15 protein-coding genes are annotated in these 15703 nt (G+C 63.7%); 13 read left to right on the forward strand and 2 right to left on the reverse strand.

Features of this window, described 5'->3' with window-relative positions; genetic code table 11:
* Nucleotides 1-69 precede the first annotated feature (69 nt).
* Together alaS and ACE039_RS24085 are read left to right on the forward strand one after the other, a co-directional pair.
* Complete coding sequence (gene alaS, locus ACE039_RS24080) at nucleotides 70-2694, forward strand: alanine--tRNA ligase (protein ID WP_448711486.1); 2625 nt, start codon at nucleotides 70-72, stop codon at nucleotides 2692-2694.
* A complete protein-coding gene (locus ACE039_RS24085; protein ID WP_313460698.1) occupies nucleotides 2694-2960 on the forward strand; it encodes a sulfurtransferase TusA family protein in 267 nt (88 codons plus the stop codon). Before alaS ends, ACE039_RS24085 begins: the two co-directional genes overlap by 1 nt.
* 81 nt (nucleotides 2961-3041) lie before the next feature.
* Here ACE039_RS24085 and ACE039_RS24090 read toward each other — a convergent pair whose 3' ends face one another.
* The gene (locus tag ACE039_RS24090; RefSeq protein ID WP_105559755.1) at nucleotides 3042-3623 is read right to left on the reverse strand and encodes a hypothetical protein; all 582 of its coding nucleotides are present in this window, start codon (nucleotides 3621-3623) and stop codon (nucleotides 3042-3044) included.
* A 440-nt stretch (nucleotides 3624-4063) separates the two neighbouring features.
* Here ACE039_RS24090 and rpsP point away from each other — a divergent pair, with 440 nt between their 5' ends.
* The 8 genes from rpsP to ACE039_RS24130 all read left to right on the forward strand — a co-directional run bounded on the left by rpsP (nucleotide 4064) and on the right by ACE039_RS24130 (nucleotide 10340).
* The gene (gene rpsP / locus ACE039_RS24095; protein ID WP_006224007.1) at nucleotides 4064-4324 is read left to right on the forward strand and encodes a 30S ribosomal protein S16; all 261 of its coding nucleotides are present in this window, start codon (nucleotides 4064-4066) and stop codon (nucleotides 4322-4324) included.
* A gap of 82 nt (nucleotides 4325-4406) precedes the next feature.
* Complete coding sequence (rimM, locus tag ACE039_RS24100) at nucleotides 4407-5024, forward strand: ribosome maturation factor RimM (protein ID WP_313460693.1); 618 nt, start codon at nucleotides 4407-4409, stop codon at nucleotides 5022-5024.
* Complete coding sequence (trmD, locus tag ACE039_RS24105; RefSeq protein ID WP_416031627.1) at nucleotides 5024-5872, forward strand: tRNA (guanosine(37)-N1)-methyltransferase TrmD; 849 nt, start codon at nucleotides 5024-5026, stop codon at nucleotides 5870-5872. Before rimM ends, trmD begins: the two co-directional genes overlap by 1 nt.
* A gap of 188 nt (nucleotides 5873-6060) precedes the next feature.
* Nucleotides 6061-6678, forward strand: coding sequence for a helix-turn-helix domain-containing protein (locus ACE039_RS24110; protein WP_105559758.1), 618 nt, complete (start codon nucleotides 6061-6063; stop codon nucleotides 6676-6678).
* A gap of 99 nt (nucleotides 6679-6777) precedes the next feature.
* Nucleotides 6778-7533 (forward strand): ABC transporter substrate-binding protein, encoded by a 756-nt coding sequence (locus tag ACE039_RS24115; RefSeq protein WP_485823519.1) that lies wholly within the window; start codon nucleotides 6778-6780, stop codon nucleotides 7531-7533.
* A gap of 123 nt (nucleotides 7534-7656) precedes the next feature.
* Complete coding sequence (locus ACE039_RS24120) at nucleotides 7657-8310, forward strand: amino acid ABC transporter permease (RefSeq protein WP_105559760.1); 654 nt, start codon at nucleotides 7657-7659, stop codon at nucleotides 8308-8310.
* A complete protein-coding gene (locus ACE039_RS24125) occupies nucleotides 8307-9038 on the forward strand; it encodes an amino acid ABC transporter ATP-binding protein (protein ID WP_310033290.1) in 732 nt (243 codons plus the stop codon). Before ACE039_RS24120 ends, ACE039_RS24125 begins: the two co-directional genes overlap by 4 nt.
* A 12-nt stretch (nucleotides 9039-9050) precedes the next feature.
* The gene (locus ACE039_RS24130) at nucleotides 9051-10340 is read left to right on the forward strand and encodes an NAD(P)/FAD-dependent oxidoreductase (RefSeq protein ID WP_485823520.1); all 1290 of its coding nucleotides are present in this window, start codon (nucleotides 9051-9053) and stop codon (nucleotides 10338-10340) included.
* Between the two features lie 78 nt (nucleotides 10341-10418).
* Here ACE039_RS24130 and ACE039_RS24135 read toward each other — a convergent pair whose 3' ends face one another.
* The gene (locus ACE039_RS24135; protein ID WP_485823521.1) at nucleotides 10419-13313 is read right to left on the reverse strand and encodes a valine--tRNA ligase; all 2895 of its coding nucleotides are present in this window, start codon (nucleotides 13311-13313) and stop codon (nucleotides 10419-10421) included.
* Between the two features lie 405 nt (nucleotides 13314-13718).
* Here ACE039_RS24135 and ndk point away from each other — a divergent pair, with 405 nt between their 5' ends.
* The 3 genes from ndk to ACE039_RS24150 form a co-directional block, all read left to right on the forward strand.
* Nucleotides 13719-14144 carry a nucleoside-diphosphate kinase gene (gene ndk, locus ACE039_RS24140; RefSeq protein ID WP_054427443.1) on the forward strand — a complete coding sequence of 142 codons (426 nt, stop codon included), beginning with the start codon at nucleotides 13719-13721 and terminating at the stop codon, nucleotides 14142-14144.
* A 44-nt stretch (nucleotides 14145-14188) separates the two neighbouring features.
* Nucleotides 14189-15343, forward strand: coding sequence for a dual-specificity RNA methyltransferase RlmN (rlmN, locus tag ACE039_RS24145; RefSeq protein WP_046803686.1), 1155 nt, complete (start codon nucleotides 14189-14191; stop codon nucleotides 15341-15343).
* Nucleotides 15340-15703, forward strand: a 364-nt coding sequence (locus tag ACE039_RS24150) for a helix-turn-helix domain-containing protein (RefSeq protein ID WP_485823522.1), incomplete at its 3' end; no start/stop codon positions are given. The genes rlmN and ACE039_RS24150, both read left to right, overlap by 4 nt.

The following is a 15703-nucleotide window of genomic DNA, read 5'->3' on the forward strand; positions in this document are numbered from 1 at the left end:
CCCTTGGCTCCGCGCTTTTTCGCCAACCCTCTATAATCAAAGATTCGCCTAAATCCTGCGTCATCCACGATGAAATCCTCTGAGATTCGCCGCCAGTTCCTGCAATTCTTCAAGTCGAAGGGGCACACCATTGTTCCTTCGTCGTCGCTCGTCCCCGGCAACGACCCGACCTTGCTCTTCACCAATTCGGGCATGGTTCAGTTCAAGGACGTCTTCACCGGCAAGGAATCGCGGTCGTACACGCGCGCCACATCGTCGCAGCGCAGTGTGCGCGCCGGCGGCAAGCACAACGACCTTGAAAACGTGGGCTACACCGCCCGCCACCATACGTTCTTCGAAATGCTGGGCAATTTCAGCTTCGGCGACTACTTCAAGCGCGATGCCATCCAATACGCCTGGGAACTGCTGACGCAGGTCTACAAGCTGCCGGCGGAAAAGCTGTGGGTCACGGTGTATCAGGAAGACGACGAGGCCTACGACATCTGGGCCAAGGAAGTCGGCGTGCCGACCGAGCGCATCATCCGCATCGGCGACAACAAGGGCGCGCGCTACGCCTCCGACAACTTCTGGCAGATGGCCGACACCGGCCCTTGCGGCCCTTGCTCGGAAATCTTCTTTGACCACGGCCCGGAAATCTGGGGCGGCCCCCCGGGATCGCCCGAGGAAGACGGCGACCGCTACATCGAGATCTGGAACCTGGTGTTCATGCAGTTCGAGCGCGACGCCGCGGGCAACATGCCGCGCCTGCCGCGTCCCTGTGTCGATACCGGCATGGGTCTGGAGCGCATCGCTGCTGTCCTGCAGGGCGTGCATTCCAATTACGAAATCGACCTTTTCCAGAAGCTGATCCACGCCGCCGCTCGCGAAACCGGCATCAACGACCTGGAAAACAATTCGCTCAAGGTCATCGCGGACCACATCCGCGCGTGCTCCTTCCTGATCGTCGACGGCGTGATCCCCAGCAACGAAGGCCGCGGATACGTGCTGCGCCGCATCGTGCGCCGCGCGCTGCGCCATGGCTACAAGCTGGGCCAGACCAAGCCCTTCTTCCACCGCCTGGTGCCGGATCTGGTCGCCGAAATGGGCGAGGCCTATCCGGAACTGGCTGCCATGGCCGACCGCGTGGCGCAGGTGCTCAAGCAGGAAGAAGAGCGCTTCGGCGAAACGCTCGAACACGGCATGCGCATCCTGGACACGGCCCTGGCCAATGTGACCAAGGGCGGCGTGCTGGACGGCAACACGCTCTTCACGCTGTACGACACCTACGGTTTCCCCGTGGACCTGACCGCCGACATTTGCCGCGAACGCGAAGTGGACATCGACATGGCTGGCTTCGAGGTCGCCATGGAACGCCAGCGCGACCAGGCTCGCGCCGCGGGCAAGTTCAAGATGGCCGAAGGCCTCAGTTACGAAGGCGCCGCGACGCGCTTCGAAGGCTACGAAAAGCTGGAGCTCGACAACGTCAAGGTCACCGCCCTGTACGTCGATGGCACCCAGGTGCAGGAAGTGAAAGCCGGCCAAAGCGCCGTGGTCGTGCTGGACGCCACCCCGTTCTACGCGGAATCCGGCGGCCAGGTGGGCGACACCGGCTTGCTCGAAGCGGATGGCGTGCGCTTCGCCGTCGGCGACACCCTGAAGATCCAGGCCGGCGTGTCCGGTCATCACGGGGTGCTGGAATCCGGTTCGCTGTCGGTGGGCGATACCCTGCTGGCCCGCGTTGACGCGGTCCGCCGGGCCCGCACGATCCGCAATCACTCGGCCACTCACTTGATGCACAAGGCCTTGCGCCAGGTGCTGGGCTCGCACGTGCAGCAGCGCGGCTCGCTGGTGGATCCCGACAAGACCCGTTTCGACTTCGCGCAGGATGCGCCAATGACCGCCGAGCAGATCGCGCGCGTTGAAGCCATCGTTAACGCCGAAGTCCTGGCCAACCAGCCAACCGTGGCCCAGGTCATGGCCTATGACGACGCGGTCAAGGGCGGCGCCATGGCGCTGTTCGGCGAAAAATACGGCGATACCGTGCGGGTGCTGGACATCGGCTTCTCGCGCGAACTCTGCGGCGGCACGCACGTCAGCCGCACGGGCGACATCGGCCTGTTCAAGATCATCTCCGAAGGTGGCGTGGCCGCGGGGGTGCGCCGCATCGAGGCCATCACCGGCGACAACGCGCTGGCTTGGGTGCAGAACCAGAACGCCTTGCTGACCCAGATCGCGGGCATGCTGCGCAGCACGCCGGCCGATGTGCCGGCGCGCATCGCGCAAGTGCAGGATCAGGTCAAGGCGCTGGAAAAAGACCTGGAACAATCCCGCAACAAGCTGGCCGCCAGCGCGGGTAACGACCTTGCCGCCAGCGCGGCAGTCGACGTCAAGGGCATCAAGGTGCTCGCCGCCAGCATCGGCGACGTGGACCCCAAGGCCTTGCGCGGCATGGTCGACAACCTGAAAGACCGCCTGAAGCCGGCTATCGTGCTGCTTGCCACCGGTTCCGCCGACGGCAAGATCAGCGTGGTGGGTGGCGTTACGGCCGATCTGACCGACCGCATCAAGGCCGGTGACCTGGTGGGCTTCGTGGCCAGCCAGGTGGGCGGCAAGGGCGGTGGCCGCCCCGACATGGCCATGGGCGGCGGCACCGACCTCGCTGCCTTGCCCGCGGCGATCGCCGGCGTGCAGAAGTGGGTGGAAGAGCGTCTCTGATGGGTGCCGACACCAGCCTCGATGCGGGCGCGCAAGCGCCTGCTTTCGAGCAGGAAGTGGATGCCAGCGGCCTGACGTGCCCCTTGCCCATCCTGCGCGCCAAGAAGGCCTTGGCGCAGATGGCAAGCGGCGAAGTGTTGCGCGTCATCACCACGGACCGCAACGCCATCCGCGACTTCCAGGCCTTCGCGCGGCAGACCGGCAACGCGCTGGTTCTGCAGCAAGAAGACGACGGCCGGGGCGTGCACTACCTGCGCAGGCGCTGACGCGCCGACCGTCGGCGGCGTTCGCTGCCGTTCACGAAAAGGCCCGCTTTCGCGGGCCTTTTTACGTCGACGCAGGCGTGCTTACTTATGGATGGCAGCCGCCACCGCCTGCGTGATGGTGAAGTCGACCAGATCGCCTTCCTTGAGCTGCTGCAGGCGCGCCTGCATGGCGGGGTCCTTCACCTGGATCGTGCGCATGCCGCCTTGCGGGCCTTTCAGCGTGACCAGGTTGGCGCTTTTGTTGATGTGCCAGATCGCAGCCGTAATGGTCGTCTGGCGGCCCATCGCTCCCCCCGGTTTGGCGCCCTTGGCGCTGCGGTTGGCGGCGGTTTCGGTCACCACTTCAGGAGCGCCCGAGCCGGCTGGCCGCACATCGACCGCGACAGACTCGTAATAGTCCAGCGTCAGCGTGTCGCCCGGCTTGATCTGCTGGAAATTGCGGACCTCGGGGCCTGCCAGCACGTCCACGGTGTTGCCGTTGGCGCCTTGCAGCGTGATGGTGCGGGTGGCGGGGTCGACGGCGGTGACCTTGCCCGACGCCGTGGTCAATGCCGCGCCGACAACCCGGGCAGAAGCCGCGAGCGGCATCGCCAGCGTGCCCAGCAATAGGCCGGTCAGAGCCAGGCGCGCGACGGGGGTGAAGACGGATTTCTGATTCTTCATGGTGTGGCACCTCTCCAAGAGGAAGTGTTGGGAAAAAACACGGAAAAAAACGCGAGGGAAAACCGGGGGAAAGGCGAAAAAGGGGAGTGTTCCGCCCTCAGGACGAGGGCTTGAAAGCAGCAGAAGGGCGGCGCCGTTGCGGCGTAGCCGGGGGGAGCAAAGCGTCGGGTCTTGCGCAGGTCGACATAAAACCGATCTCTCCAATCGGGTTATTCTTCACACGCACTCAGGTTCAACCGCACGAAATGCAGACGCGAAGCGCGCCTGAAGGCTACACTTTCGTCTGCGGCGGGCTCCGGCCCGTATTTGTAGAATACCCGGATGCGGTGTTTTAGGATACAAATTGCGCCGCCTCGACTGATTCAGCACCTGCATTTGCCAGCCGGCTTGTTTAAGTGCTAGAATTTCCCGTTTTTCACAACTAATTCAAGGGATTACCTATGGTGGTGATTCGCCTGGCCCGCGGTGGGTCCAAGAAGCGTCCGTTTTACAACCTGGTGGCCACCGATTCGCGTAACCGTCGCGACGGCCGCTTCATCGAGCGCGTGGGTTTCTACAACCCCGTAGCTAGCGAAGGCACGGAAAACCTGCGCATTGCGCTGGATCGCGTGCAGTACTGGACCGGCACTGGCGCGCAACTGTCGCCCGCTGTCGAGCGTCTGGTCAAGGACTACTCGGCCAAGGTTTCCGCCGCAGCTTAATTGCCTGCGTCGTGCCCAAGCCGTTAGTTCAGCTGTAAAGCTACCATTCTTAGCTGTTTCATCATTACGAAGAGCGCGATACATGTCTGATGCCGCAACCTCTAACGCGGCGCCTACGGATTTGATCGAGCTGGGCCGCATCAGTGCAGCCTACGGTGTGAAAGGCTGGGTTAAGGTGCAGCCACATTCGGCCAATGCCGAAGTGCTGCTCTCAGCGTCTCAATGGTGGTTGACTCGCCCTGTGCCTGAATTGGCGCGGGGCGCTGTCGCGTCTGCGCCTGTCGCAATCAAGGTTTTGCAAGTCCGTTCGCAGGGTTCCACGGTCGTGGCCCAGCTGGCAGGCATTGCGGATCGCGATCAGGCGGAAGCCTTGCGCGGATATTCCGTGCAAGCGCCGCGCGGTTCGTTCCCCGCGCCCAAGGAAGACGAATACTACTGGGTCGACCTCATCGGTTGTTCGCTGTACACCAGCGCCAACGGTGAACCCGCGCTGATTGGCGTGGTGGACGAAGTCCTTGATAACGGCGCTCACGCCGTCTTGAAGGTCTTGTGCCAGAAGGTGGGGGCCGAAGGGCCCGAGCCTATTCTGAACGCCAAAGGCCGACCTGCCGAAATGCTTGTTCCGTTCGTACGTGCGCACATACACGCCGTCGATCTGGCTGCTCGCCGCATAGACAGCGACTGGCCGGCGGATCTTTGATGCGATTCGACGTCATTACGCTCTTTCCCGAAATGTTCGGGGTAGTGCGCGATCTGGGTGTCACCGGCCGGGCGCATGCTCAAGGCCGGTGGTCCTTGCACGCCTGGAATCCCCGTGATTTCACGCAGGACGTCCATCGCACCGTGGACGACCGTCCTTATGGCGGTGGTCCCGGAATGGTAATGATGGCGGCGCCTTTGGAAGCTGCCGTCAATGCCGCCCAGCAAGCGCGCGCAGCGCTTGGCCTGGGGCCCGCCCCGGTTGCGCTGCTGGCGCCAGTCGGCCAGCGCTACGACCAAGCCGGCGCCGAAACGCTGGCTGCAAGCGACGGGATCATCCTTATCTGCGGTCGCTACGAAGGCGTGGATCAGCGGTTCATCGAACGCTGCGTAACGCATGAGATCTCGTTGGGCGACTTCGTGTTGTCCGGCGGAGAGATTGCCGCGCTGGCAGTGATCGATGCCGCCGTGCGCTTGGTGCCAGGCGTGTTGAACGATGGCGACTCCGCGCTGCAGGATTCGTTCAACGACACCTTGTCAGGTTTGCTGGACAGCCCGCATTACACGCGTCCCGAAGTATATGAAGGCGAGTCCGTGCCTGCGCCGCTGCTTAGCGGACATCACGCCAACATCGCCCGCTGGCGACGCGAGCGTTCGCTTGCGCTGACGGCAACCCGACGCCCCGAGCTCATCGAATCGGCTCGCGCGAAAGGGTGGCTGAATAAGGCGGACGAGCGTTACCTGGCCGAATTGGCCGGCACCTACGACCCCGCTGCCGACGCGCCCAAGCGCAGGCGCAAGCCGTCGGCCAAGCCTGCCCAGCCCCCGAAGACGCCCGACGCGTCCTAGTCATTCCCCTCCTCATTCTCGGTTCCGCAAGCGTAGGGATGTTCCTAGGTTGTGGGCGTTTCGGCTGCTCTTTAGTATTGAAAATTACATGAAAATGAAATTTTCATATGTCGAACTCCCCCTCTGGCCGATCCGCTGCAGCCCTATCCGCGCCCGAGCGCCGCGCCGCCTCGCCGTCGGCTAGTGCCATGGCGGGTAGGCCGGAGTCGGCCGTCGACTTATGGCTGGGGCAGCAACTGCGCCAACTGCGCAAGCAGCAGAAACGCTCGCTGGCCGAGGTTGCCCGCGCTTGCGGCATGTCTTTGGGCTTGCTGAGCCAGATCGAGCGCGGCTTGAGTTCCGCGTCGGTAAAGGTCCTGCACATGCTGGCGCGCGAATTCAACGTCTCGGTGAATTCTCTGCTGCGCAACGCCGAGCACACGCAAAGTGAAGATGGCGGCCGCGTCGCGCGGGCCGGCACGCATCGCTTTATCGACCTGAGCGAAAAGGGCATCAGCAAAGAGATGTACACGCCGCCCGCATGCCGCAGCATGGACCTGTGCCGCGCCACGATCGAGCCCGGCGGCTCGACCGGGCAGGAGCTTTTCGTGACGGGGCAGGGCGAGCAGATCGGCGTGGTGCTCAAAGGCTCGCTCGAGCTATGGGTGGGCGACCGCGTCATGTTGCTCAATGAAGGCGACAGCTTTTGCTATGCCAGCAGCACGCCGCGCCGCTGGCGTAATCCCGGGTCGCAGACGACCGAGGTCATCTGGGCCATCTCCAACATCACTCAAGCCGCGGGGGACGACACGCAACAGGCGCCCTAAGCGCACAGCTTCCATAGCGGCGTGGCGACTCAGGGGATCGTCGCGCCACCGGGCACGCAGCGCGTCGTCCGGGTTTCTTTGCCACGATGAGGATATGTCATGAAATTCAAGACTCTGGTTGTCTCGGTATTCGCAGCATTGTCCATGGCCGCGGGCGCGCAAGCCCAGACGGTGTTGAAAGTGGGGTCCACACCCACCGGCAGTCCTTTCACCTTTCTCGACACCAAGACCAACAGCATCGAAGGCGTGATGGTCGACATCGTGAAGGCCGTCGGCAAAGAAGCGGGATTCGAGGTGCAGATTGAACCCATGGCGTTTTCGGCCCTGATCGGTTCGCTGACCTCCAAACGGATCGACATCGTGTCCGCGGCCATGTTCATCACGCCGCAGCGCCAGCAGGTTGTCAGCTTTTCCGAGCCCGTATACCGCTACGGGGAAGGGCTGATGGTGCTGAAGACCGACAACAAGGACTACAAGTCCTTCGCCGACATGAAGGGCATGACCGTTGGCGTGCAGGTCGGCACTGCATTCGTCGAGCCGATCCAGAAAAGCGGCATGTTCAAGGAAGTGAAGCTCTACGACAATCCGCCCGATATGATGCGCGACGCCAACGCCGGCCGCATCCAGGGCGGTTTCATGGACTACCCCATCGCGGCCTATATCCTGACCCAGGGCAACTATCCCAACCTGAAGATGGCGTCGTCCTACCAGCCGACCATCATGGGCAGCCTGGGCCTGGCCACGCGCAAGGAAGACACGGCCTTGCTTGATCGCATCAACAAGGCGCTGACCAAGCTGAAGGCGAACGGCGCCATCGACGCCATCCTGAAAAAGTGGGGCCTGTCCGGCGCGTGATGCCGGCCAGACCGCAAAGCAACCAAGCTTTATCGCATCAGCCTTGCCGGCGCGCACCCGCGCGCGGGCGGGCGGCACGCATCCGGCGTGCCGGTGGGCTGTCTTGTCAGGGTGGGTGAAGTCATGACGGAATTCTTCAAGGACTCGGCGGAGTATCTGCCGATATTGCTGCAAGGCGCGAAGCTGACGATCCTGGTCACGTTGGGTTCGCTTGCCTTATCGACGGTGCTGGGCTTGGTGTGGGCGCTGATGCGCGTCTCCGGCAACACGTTCCTGTCCAAGCTCAGCGGCGGAATCATCAACCTGCTGCGCGGCATCCCGATCATCGTGCTGCTGTTCTACATCTACTTCGTGATGCCCGACATGGGGGTGTCGCTGACGGCCGTGCAGGCTGCCATCATCGGGTTGGGCGTGGCCTATTCCGCGTATCAGGCCGAGAACTTCCGCGCGGGCATCCAGGCCATCGACCGTGGCCAGATCGAAGCCGCGATGGCGATGGGCATGAGCTGGAGCATGACGATGCGGCGCGTGGTGCTGCCGCAAGCCGTGAAGATCGTGCTGCCGCCTTACGGCAACATCATGATCATGATGCTCAAGGACTCGTCGCAGGCGTCCACGATCACGGTGGCCGAACTGGCTTTGCAGGGCAAGCTGATCGCCGTGTCCACGTTCAAGAACGCCACCGTGTTCTCGCTGGTGGCGCTGATGTACCTGATCATGTGCGTGCCGCTGATCCTGCTTGTCCGGCACCTCGAGAAAAGGAGCGCCACGAAATGATCGAACTCAAGGGAGTCCGCAAGAGCTTCGGTTCGCTAGAGGTGCTCAAGGGCATCGACGCCGAAGTCACCAAGGGCGAGGTCGTATGCGTGATCGGCCCGTCCGGCTCTGGAAAATCCACCATCCTGCGTTGCATCAATGGGCTGGAACGCTACAACGCCGGGCGCATCACCGTGGATGGCGAGCTGGTCGACGCCGACGCGCCTTCCATCGTGTCGATCCGCACGCAGGTGGCGATGGTGTTCCAGCGCTTCAACCTGTTTCCCCATCGCACCGCGCTGGAAAACGTGATCGAAGGGCCGATCTTCGTGAAGAAAGAGCCGCGCGCGCAGGTGCTGGAGCGCGGCCGCGAATTGCTGGCCAGCGTGGGCTTGGCAGACAAGGCGGATGCGCATCCCAATCAATTGTCGGGCGGGCAGCAGCAGCGCGTGGCCATTGCGCGCGCCCTGGCGATGCAGCCCAAGGCCATCCTCTTCGATGAGCCGACGTCCGCGCTGGACCCGGAACTGGTGGGCGACGTGCTGGGCGTGATGCGCAAGCTGGCCGAGGCCGGCATGACCATGGTCGTCGTGACGCACGAAATGAGCTTCGCGCGCGAGGTTGCCGACCGTGTCATGTTCTTCGACGGCGGCGTCATGGTCGAGCAGGGCGCGGCCCGAGAGGTCTTGAATCATCCGCAGCATCCCCGCACGCAGGATTTCCTGCGCCGTGTGCTGCACCCCATGTAGGAAGGAATCATCATGCAGCCAGTGCCGTTTCCGCTTTCTCCGTCCTTGTGGGCAGCGACCGCTTCGGCGCCGCCGCCCACCCAACCGCTTTCGGCGTCCTTGCAGGCGGATGTGCTGGTCATCGGCGGTGGCTACGCCGGGCTGAGCACCGCGCTGCATCTGGCGGAGCGCGGCGTGAACGCCGTGGTGCTGGAGGCGCGTGAAATCGGCTTCGGCGGATCAGGCCGCAATGGCGGGCAGGTGATCCCGGGGCTGAAGTACGACCCGGACGCCTTGATCTCGATGTTTGGTCAAGAGCGCGGCGAGCGCTTGTTGCGGTTCGCGGGGGCGACGGCCGACTCGGTGTTCAACCTGATCGACCGCCATGCCATGGACGTGCCGCATGTCCGCAAAGGTTGGGTCCAGGGCGCCCACAATGCAGAGGCGTTGCGCACCGCGCACGGCCGGGCGGCGCAATGGGCGCGGCATGGCGTGGACGCGCGGCCGTTGGATCGCGAGCAAGTCGCCCGCCTGCTGGGCACGGACCGCTATCTGGGCGGCTGGGTGGACAACCGCGCCGGCGCCGTGCAGCCGCTGAGCTATGCGCGCGGCCTGGCGCGCGCCCCGCTGAACGCCGGCGCCTCGATTTACACGGACACGCCCGTCACCGGCCTGACCCGCAGCGATGGCAAGTGGGTGGCGGCGACGGGCCGCGGCGCGGCGGTCACCGCCGACCGGGTGGTGATGTGCACCAATGCCTACGGCGGCGACCTGCTGCCGGGTTTGAAGACATCCATCATCGACGCCAATACCTTCCAGGTCGCCACCGCGCCCTTGCCGGAGTCGGTGCGCGCGGGCATTTTTCCCGAAGGGCATGTCACCTCGGATACGCGCAACCTGCTGCTGTATTTCCGGCTGGACCACCAGGGCCGGCTGTTGATGGGCGGGCGCGGCCCCTTCCGTGAACCCAAGGGGCCGGAAGACTGGGCGCATCTGGAGCGGGTCATGCTGAAGCTGTTCCCGCAGGTGGCGGGCACGCCATTCGAATACCGTTGGTGCGGGCGCGTTGCGGTCACCCGCGACTACCTCCCGCATTTGCACGAGCCGCAACCTGGCCTGCTGGTGGATATTGGGTGCCAGGGGCGCGGGGTGGGGCTGCAGACCAGCATGGGCCGCGCCATGGCCCAATACGTGGCGACGGGCGACGCCAACGCGCTGCCCGTGCCCTTGTCCCCGGTGGTGCCGTTTCCGCTGTATGGCCTGCGGCGGCTCTACGTCAATGCGGTGGTGACCTGGTACCGCATGACCGATGGCGGCGTCTGACGTCGCCGGTGGTTGCCACCATGAAAAAACCCCGGAACCAGTCCGGGGTTTTTGGTTTCAGCGGGGCGGGGCCGCCGTTCAGTCGCCCAGCTTGGCGCGCTGTTCGCGCACCTTCTGCAGCGTTTCACCGAACTGCGCCATGCGGGCCTTTTCCTGCTCGACGACCGCCGCCGGGGCGCGTTCGACGAAGCTGGCGTTCGACAGCTTGCCATTGGCCTTGGCGATCTCGCCTTCCAGGCGTGCGATTTCCTTGTCCAGGCGAATGCGCTCGGCCGCCACGTCGATCTCGACGTGCAGCATCAGGCGGCTGGCGCCCACAACCTGGACCGGCGCGCCGGCGTCGGGCAGGGCGTCCAGCACGTCGACCTGGCTCAGCTTGGCCAGCGCGGCCAGGTACGGCGCATTGCGCTTGAGCGTGGGGGCGTCGCCCTGGGCGCACAACGGCACTTTCTGGGCGGGCGACAGGTTCATTTCGCCGCGCAGCGCTCGCACCGCTTCCACCTGGGCCTTGAGTTCGGCCACGTCGGCTTCCGCCGCCACATCGACCGCGTCCGGATTGGCTTGCGGGTAGGGCTGGACGCTGACGCTGTCGGCCACGCCTTCCTTGCGCTTGCCGGCCGCCACCGACACCTTTTGCCAGAGTTCTTCCGTGATGAACGGAATGATCGGGTGCGCCAGGCGCAGCACGCATTCCAGCACGCGGATCAGCGTGCGGCGCGTGCCCAGCTGCTGGGCGGGCGTGCCGGTCTGGATCTGCACCTTGGCCAGTTCCAGGTACCAGTCGCAGTACTCGTCCCACACATAGCGGTACAGGGCATTGGCGATGTTGTCGAAGCGGTAGTCGGCGAATCCGCGCGCGACGTCGGCTTCCAGCGTCTGCATCTGGCTGATGATCCAGCGGTCGACGAACGAGGTTTCGCCGGCGTCGGAACCCGTCAGGTCGTGGCCTTCGGTATTCATCAGCACGAAGCGCGTGGCGTTCCACAGCTTGTTGCAGAAGTTGCGATACCCCTCGCAGCGCTTCAGGTCGAAGTTGATGTTGCGGCCCAGGGTGGCGTAAGCGGCCATCGTGAAGCGCAGCGCATCGGTGCCGAAAGCGGGGATGCCGTCCGGGTACTGGCGGCGCGTGGCCTTTTCGATGGCTCCCGCCTGCTTGGGGTTCATCAGACCATAGGTGCGCTTGGCGATCAGGCCGTCCAGGTCGATGCCGTCGATCAGGTCGACCGGGTCCAGCGTATTGCCCTTGGACTTGCTCATTTTCTGGCCGTCGGCGTCGCGGATCAGGCCGTGCACGTAGACGTGCTTGAACGGAATCTGGCCGGTCAGGTGCGTGGTCAGCATGACCATGCGGGCGACCCAGAAGAAGATGATGTCAAAGCCCGTGACCAGCACGCTGGAGGGCAGGTAGCGTTGCAGGTCAGGCGTGTTTTCGGGCCAGCCCAGCGTCGTGAAAGGCACGAGGCCCGACGAGAACCAGGTGTCCAGCACGTCCGGGTCGCGCTTGAGTTCGCCCGTGACGCCGGCGGCGCGCGCCTGTTCGATGGCGCCGGCTTCGTCGTGCGCCACGAAGACCTGGCCGTCTTCCGAATACCACGCCGGGATCTGGTGGCCCCACCACAGCTGGCGCGAAATGCACCAGTCCTGGATGTTGTTCAGCCACTGGTTGTAAATGGTGGTCCAGTTGTCCGGATAGAACTTGATGCGGCCGTCGGCCACGACTTCCAGCGCCACTTCGGTGATGCTCTTGCCGGGGTTCAGCGTGCCTTCGGGGGCCGGCTTGCTCATGGCGACGAACCACTGGTCCGTCAGCATGGGCTCCAGCACGACGCCGGTCCGGTCGCCTTTGGGCTGCATCATCTTGTGCGGTTCGATCTTGACCAGATAGCCTTCGGCATCCAGTTGGGCGACGACCGCCTTGCGGGCTTCGTAGCGCTCCAGGCCCTGGAACTGCTTGGGGCCGTTTTCGTTGATGTGCGCATCCAGCGTGAAGATCACGATCAGCGGCAGATCGTGGCGCATCGCGCAGGCGTAATCGTTGAAATCGTGGGCGCCGGTGATCTTGACGCAGCCCGTGCCGAATTCGGGGTCGACGAAATCGTCTGCGATGATGGGGATGTTGCGATCGCACAGCGGCAGTTCGACTTCCTTGCCGATCAGGTGCTGGTAGCGCGGATCGTCCGGATGCACGCACAGGGCGCCGTCAGCCAGCATCGTTTCCGGGCGGGTCGTGGCGATCGTCATGCCCCGCAGCGTAACGGTCTGGCCGTCTTTGTCGACAATGGTCTGCGGCCCGTCGACGAAGGGGTAGAGGATGTGCCACATGTGGCCGTCGGTCTCTTCGGACTGGACTTCCAGGTCGGACACGGCGGTCAGCAGCTTGGGATCCCAGTTGACCAGGCGCTTGCCGCGGTAGATCAGTCCCTGTTTATGCAGGCGCACGAAGGTCTCCACCACGCCGCGCGACATGCGGTCGTCCATGGTGAAGTATTCGCGCGGCCAATCGGCCGACGCGCCCAGGCGGCGCACCTGCTCGGTGATGGCGTTGCCCGACTTTTCCTTCCATTCCCAGACTTTTTCCACGAATCTCTCGCGGCCGAGGTCGTGGCGGGAAACCTTCTGGGCGTCCAGCTGTCTCTCAACAACGATCTGAGTGGCGATGCCGGCGTGGTCCGTGCCGGGAATGAACACGGTATCGTCGCCCGCCATGCGGCGGTAGCGAACCAGGCCGTCCATGATGGTCTGGTTGAACGCGTGGCCCATGTGAAGGGTGCCCGTGACGTTGGGCGGCGGGAACTGGATGACATACGGCTGGCTTTCCGTCCCCGTTTTTACGTGCTGGCCCGCCGCGAAGTAGCCGCGCTTGTCCCACTCGGCATACCAGCGGGATTCCAGTTCGGAGGGTTCGAAGCTCTTGGAGAGTTCCGGGGTGTCGCTCGCGGGATTCGCGGCGTTCGGGGGGGCAGCTTGGGTCATTACAGGGTTCCGGCAAACAGGGCGCCCGGCGTAGGGATACGGGCAGCAAACCGCTCATTTTAAGATGTAATGCGGTCTTCTCAGCGTGTTAGAATACCGGGTTACTGTAAACCTTTTAGAAGTCCCTGAATTCATTGAGGATTCCTTCGGAAATGCGCACGGAAAAGTCCGCGTTTCAGAAATCCGAAGCAGAATTGAGGGCGCGTCCGATCGGTCGGCAGTGTCGAATCCCTGCCTTGGCCATGTGGCTCAGGACGGCCCGGAGCGTTCAGCAGAACTGTTCAAACGATCCGGACCGCCTGTGCGCCAATCGCGCGATGACACTTCAAGGGTGACACCGACAAGTGCAGAGCCACGCCAGGCAATTCATCAGAAACCAGTTAGAAATCAGCTTTCGGAGTTCCTATGTCCATCCAACGTACCCTCTCGATCATCAAGCCCGACGCCGTCGCCAAGAACGTCATCGGCCAGATCGTCGGCCGTTTCGAGCAAGCCGGCCTGAAGGTCATCGCCGCCCGCCTGGCCCAACTGTCGCGCGCCGACGCCGAGCGTTTCTACGCCGTGCACTCGGAACGCCCCTTCTTCAAGGACCTGGTCGATTTCATGATCTCGGGCCCGGTCTTCGTGCAAGTGCTGGAAGGTGAAGAAGCCATCCTGAAGAACCGCGACCTGATGGGCGCCACGGACCCGAAGAAGGCTGCTCCCGGCACCATCCGCGCCGACTTCGCCGACAGCATCGACGCCAACGCCGTGCACGGCTCCGACGCTCCGGAAACGGCTGCTGTCGAAATCGCTTTCTTCTTCCCCGAAATCAACATTCACAGCCGTTGATTTTCCCGGAAGCACTGTTCTAGTTTTTTAGCGTTACCCAGGTCATGGAATCCGTCGAACGAATCAATCTGCTGGGGCTGGATGGCTCCGCCCTGTCCGAACTTGTCGGGCAGTGGGGCGGCAAGCCGTTTCGCGCTCGCCAGTTGCAGCGCTGGATGCACCAGCGCGGCGCCGATTCGTTCGACGCCATGACCGATCTGGCCCGCGAATTCCGCAGCCAGCTCGCGTCCAACTGCCGCATCGAAGCCTTGCCCGTCAATATCGAGCAGCGCTCGACCGACGGCACGCGCAAGTGGCTGTTCGACGTGGGGCAGGGCAATGCCATCGAAACCGTCTTCATCCCCGAAGACGATCGCGGCACCCTTTGCATTTCCAGCCAGGCCGGCTGCGTGGTGAACTGCCGCTTTTGCTCGACCGGGCACCAGGGCTTCAACCGCAACCTGAAAACCAGTGAAATCATCGGCCAGCTTTGGTGGGCCAAGCGCGTGCTGGAGGCCGATATCGGCACCGCCCGCCTGGAAAGCGCCAAGGCCACCGAAGATACGCGCGTCATCAGCAACGTGGTGATGATGGGCATGGGCGAGCCCCTGCTCAACTACGACCAGGTCCTGCCGGCGTTGCGCCTGATGCTGGACGACAACGCCTACGGCTTGTCTCGCCGCCGGGTGACGGTGTCCACGTCGGGCGTCGTCCCCATGATGGACCGCCTGTCGCAGGACTGTCCGGTGGCGCTGGCCGTCTCGCTGCACGCGCCGAACGATGCGCTGCGCGACGAACTGGTGCCGCTGAACAAGAAATACCCGCTGAAAGAGTTGCTGGCGGCTTGCGAGCGCTATCTGGCGTTCGCCCCGCGCGACTTCATCACCTTTGAATACTGCATGCTGGACGGCATCAACGACACCGACCAGCACGCCAAGGAACTGATCCAAATTGCACGCCAGCTGCGCTGCAAGCTCAATCTGATTCCGTTCAACCCCTTCCCCGAGTCGGGCCTGAAACGCTCAAACTCCGCACGCGTCAAGGTGTTCGCGCAGCGTCTGATGGACGCTGGCATCATCACGACCGTGCGCAAGACCCGGGGCGACGATATCGATGCAGCTTGTGGTCAACTGGCCGGAGAAGTGCGGGACCGCACTCGGATTACCGAGCGTAATGCCGCACAGCGCCAGACCATACCAATTAAACAGGTGCATGCATGACGCAGGATTTCGCTTCTGCAGTTTCTGAAACGCCCGCAAGCGCTGCGAGCAACGTGGGCTCGGCATTGCGCGCGCTGCGCCAGTCCAAAGGCTGGTCGCTCGATGAGGTGTCCAGCCGCATCAAGTTTTCCACGAAGCAGATCGAAGCCCTAGAAAACGAAGCGTGGGCAGACTTGCCCACCGGCGTTTCCCTGCGCGGTTTGGTCCGCAATTACGCGCGCCTGCTGGGCGCGGATTCGCAAGCCATCGTCGATTCGCTGGACCCCAAGGCCCGCGTCACCGGTCCGGTGAAGCTGAGCCCGGGCGCCCTGCATTCGGCCCATTCCATCCCCCAGTCCAGCGCCGACGCCGCCCGGTCGT

The sequence above is a fragment of the Achromobacter maghribensis genome (assembly GCF_057334215.1).

Coding starts and splice junctions, on each gene's coding strand:
- ACE039_RS24135 (WP_485823521.1), bottom strand. CDS start 13,313: ATGACCCAAGCTGCCCCCCCGAACGCCGCGAATCCCGCGAGCGACACC.
- ACE039_RS24120 (WP_105559760.1), top strand. CDS start 7,657: ATGACGGAATTCTTCAAGGACTCGGCGGAGTATCTGCCGATATTGCTG.
- ACE039_RS24130 (WP_485823520.1), top strand. CDS start 9,051: ATGCAGCCAGTGCCGTTTCCGCTTTCTCCGTCCTTGTGGGCAGCGACC.
- trmD (WP_416031627.1), top strand. CDS start 5,024: ATGCGATTCGACGTCATTACGCTCTTTCCCGAAATGTTCGGGGTAGTG.
- rlmN (WP_046803686.1), top strand. CDS start 14,189: ATGGAATCCGTCGAACGAATCAATCTGCTGGGGCTGGATGGCTCCGCC.
- rimM (WP_313460693.1), top strand. CDS start 4,407: ATGTCTGATGCCGCAACCTCTAACGCGGCGCCTACGGATTTGATCGAG.
- ndk (WP_054427443.1), top strand. CDS start 13,719: ATGTCCATCCAACGTACCCTCTCGATCATCAAGCCCGACGCCGTCGCC.
- ACE039_RS24115 (WP_485823519.1), top strand. CDS start 6,778: ATGAAATTCAAGACTCTGGTTGTCTCGGTATTCGCAGCATTGTCCATG.
- ACE039_RS24110 (WP_105559758.1), top strand. CDS start 6,061: ATGGCGGGTAGGCCGGAGTCGGCCGTCGACTTATGGCTGGGGCAGCAA.
- ACE039_RS24090 (WP_105559755.1), bottom strand. CDS start 3,623: ATGAAGAATCAGAAATCCGTCTTCACCCCCGTCGCGCGCCTGGCTCTG.
- rpsP (WP_006224007.1), top strand. CDS start 4,064: ATGGTGGTGATTCGCCTGGCCCGCGGTGGGTCCAAGAAGCGTCCGTTT.
- ACE039_RS24125 (WP_310033290.1), top strand. CDS start 8,307: ATGATCGAACTCAAGGGAGTCCGCAAGAGCTTCGGTTCGCTAGAGGTG.
- alaS (WP_448711486.1), top strand. CDS start 70: ATGAAATCCTCTGAGATTCGCCGCCAGTTCCTGCAATTCTTCAAGTCG.
- ACE039_RS24085 (WP_313460698.1), top strand. CDS start 2,694: ATGGGTGCCGACACCAGCCTCGATGCGGGCGCGCAAGCGCCTGCTTTC.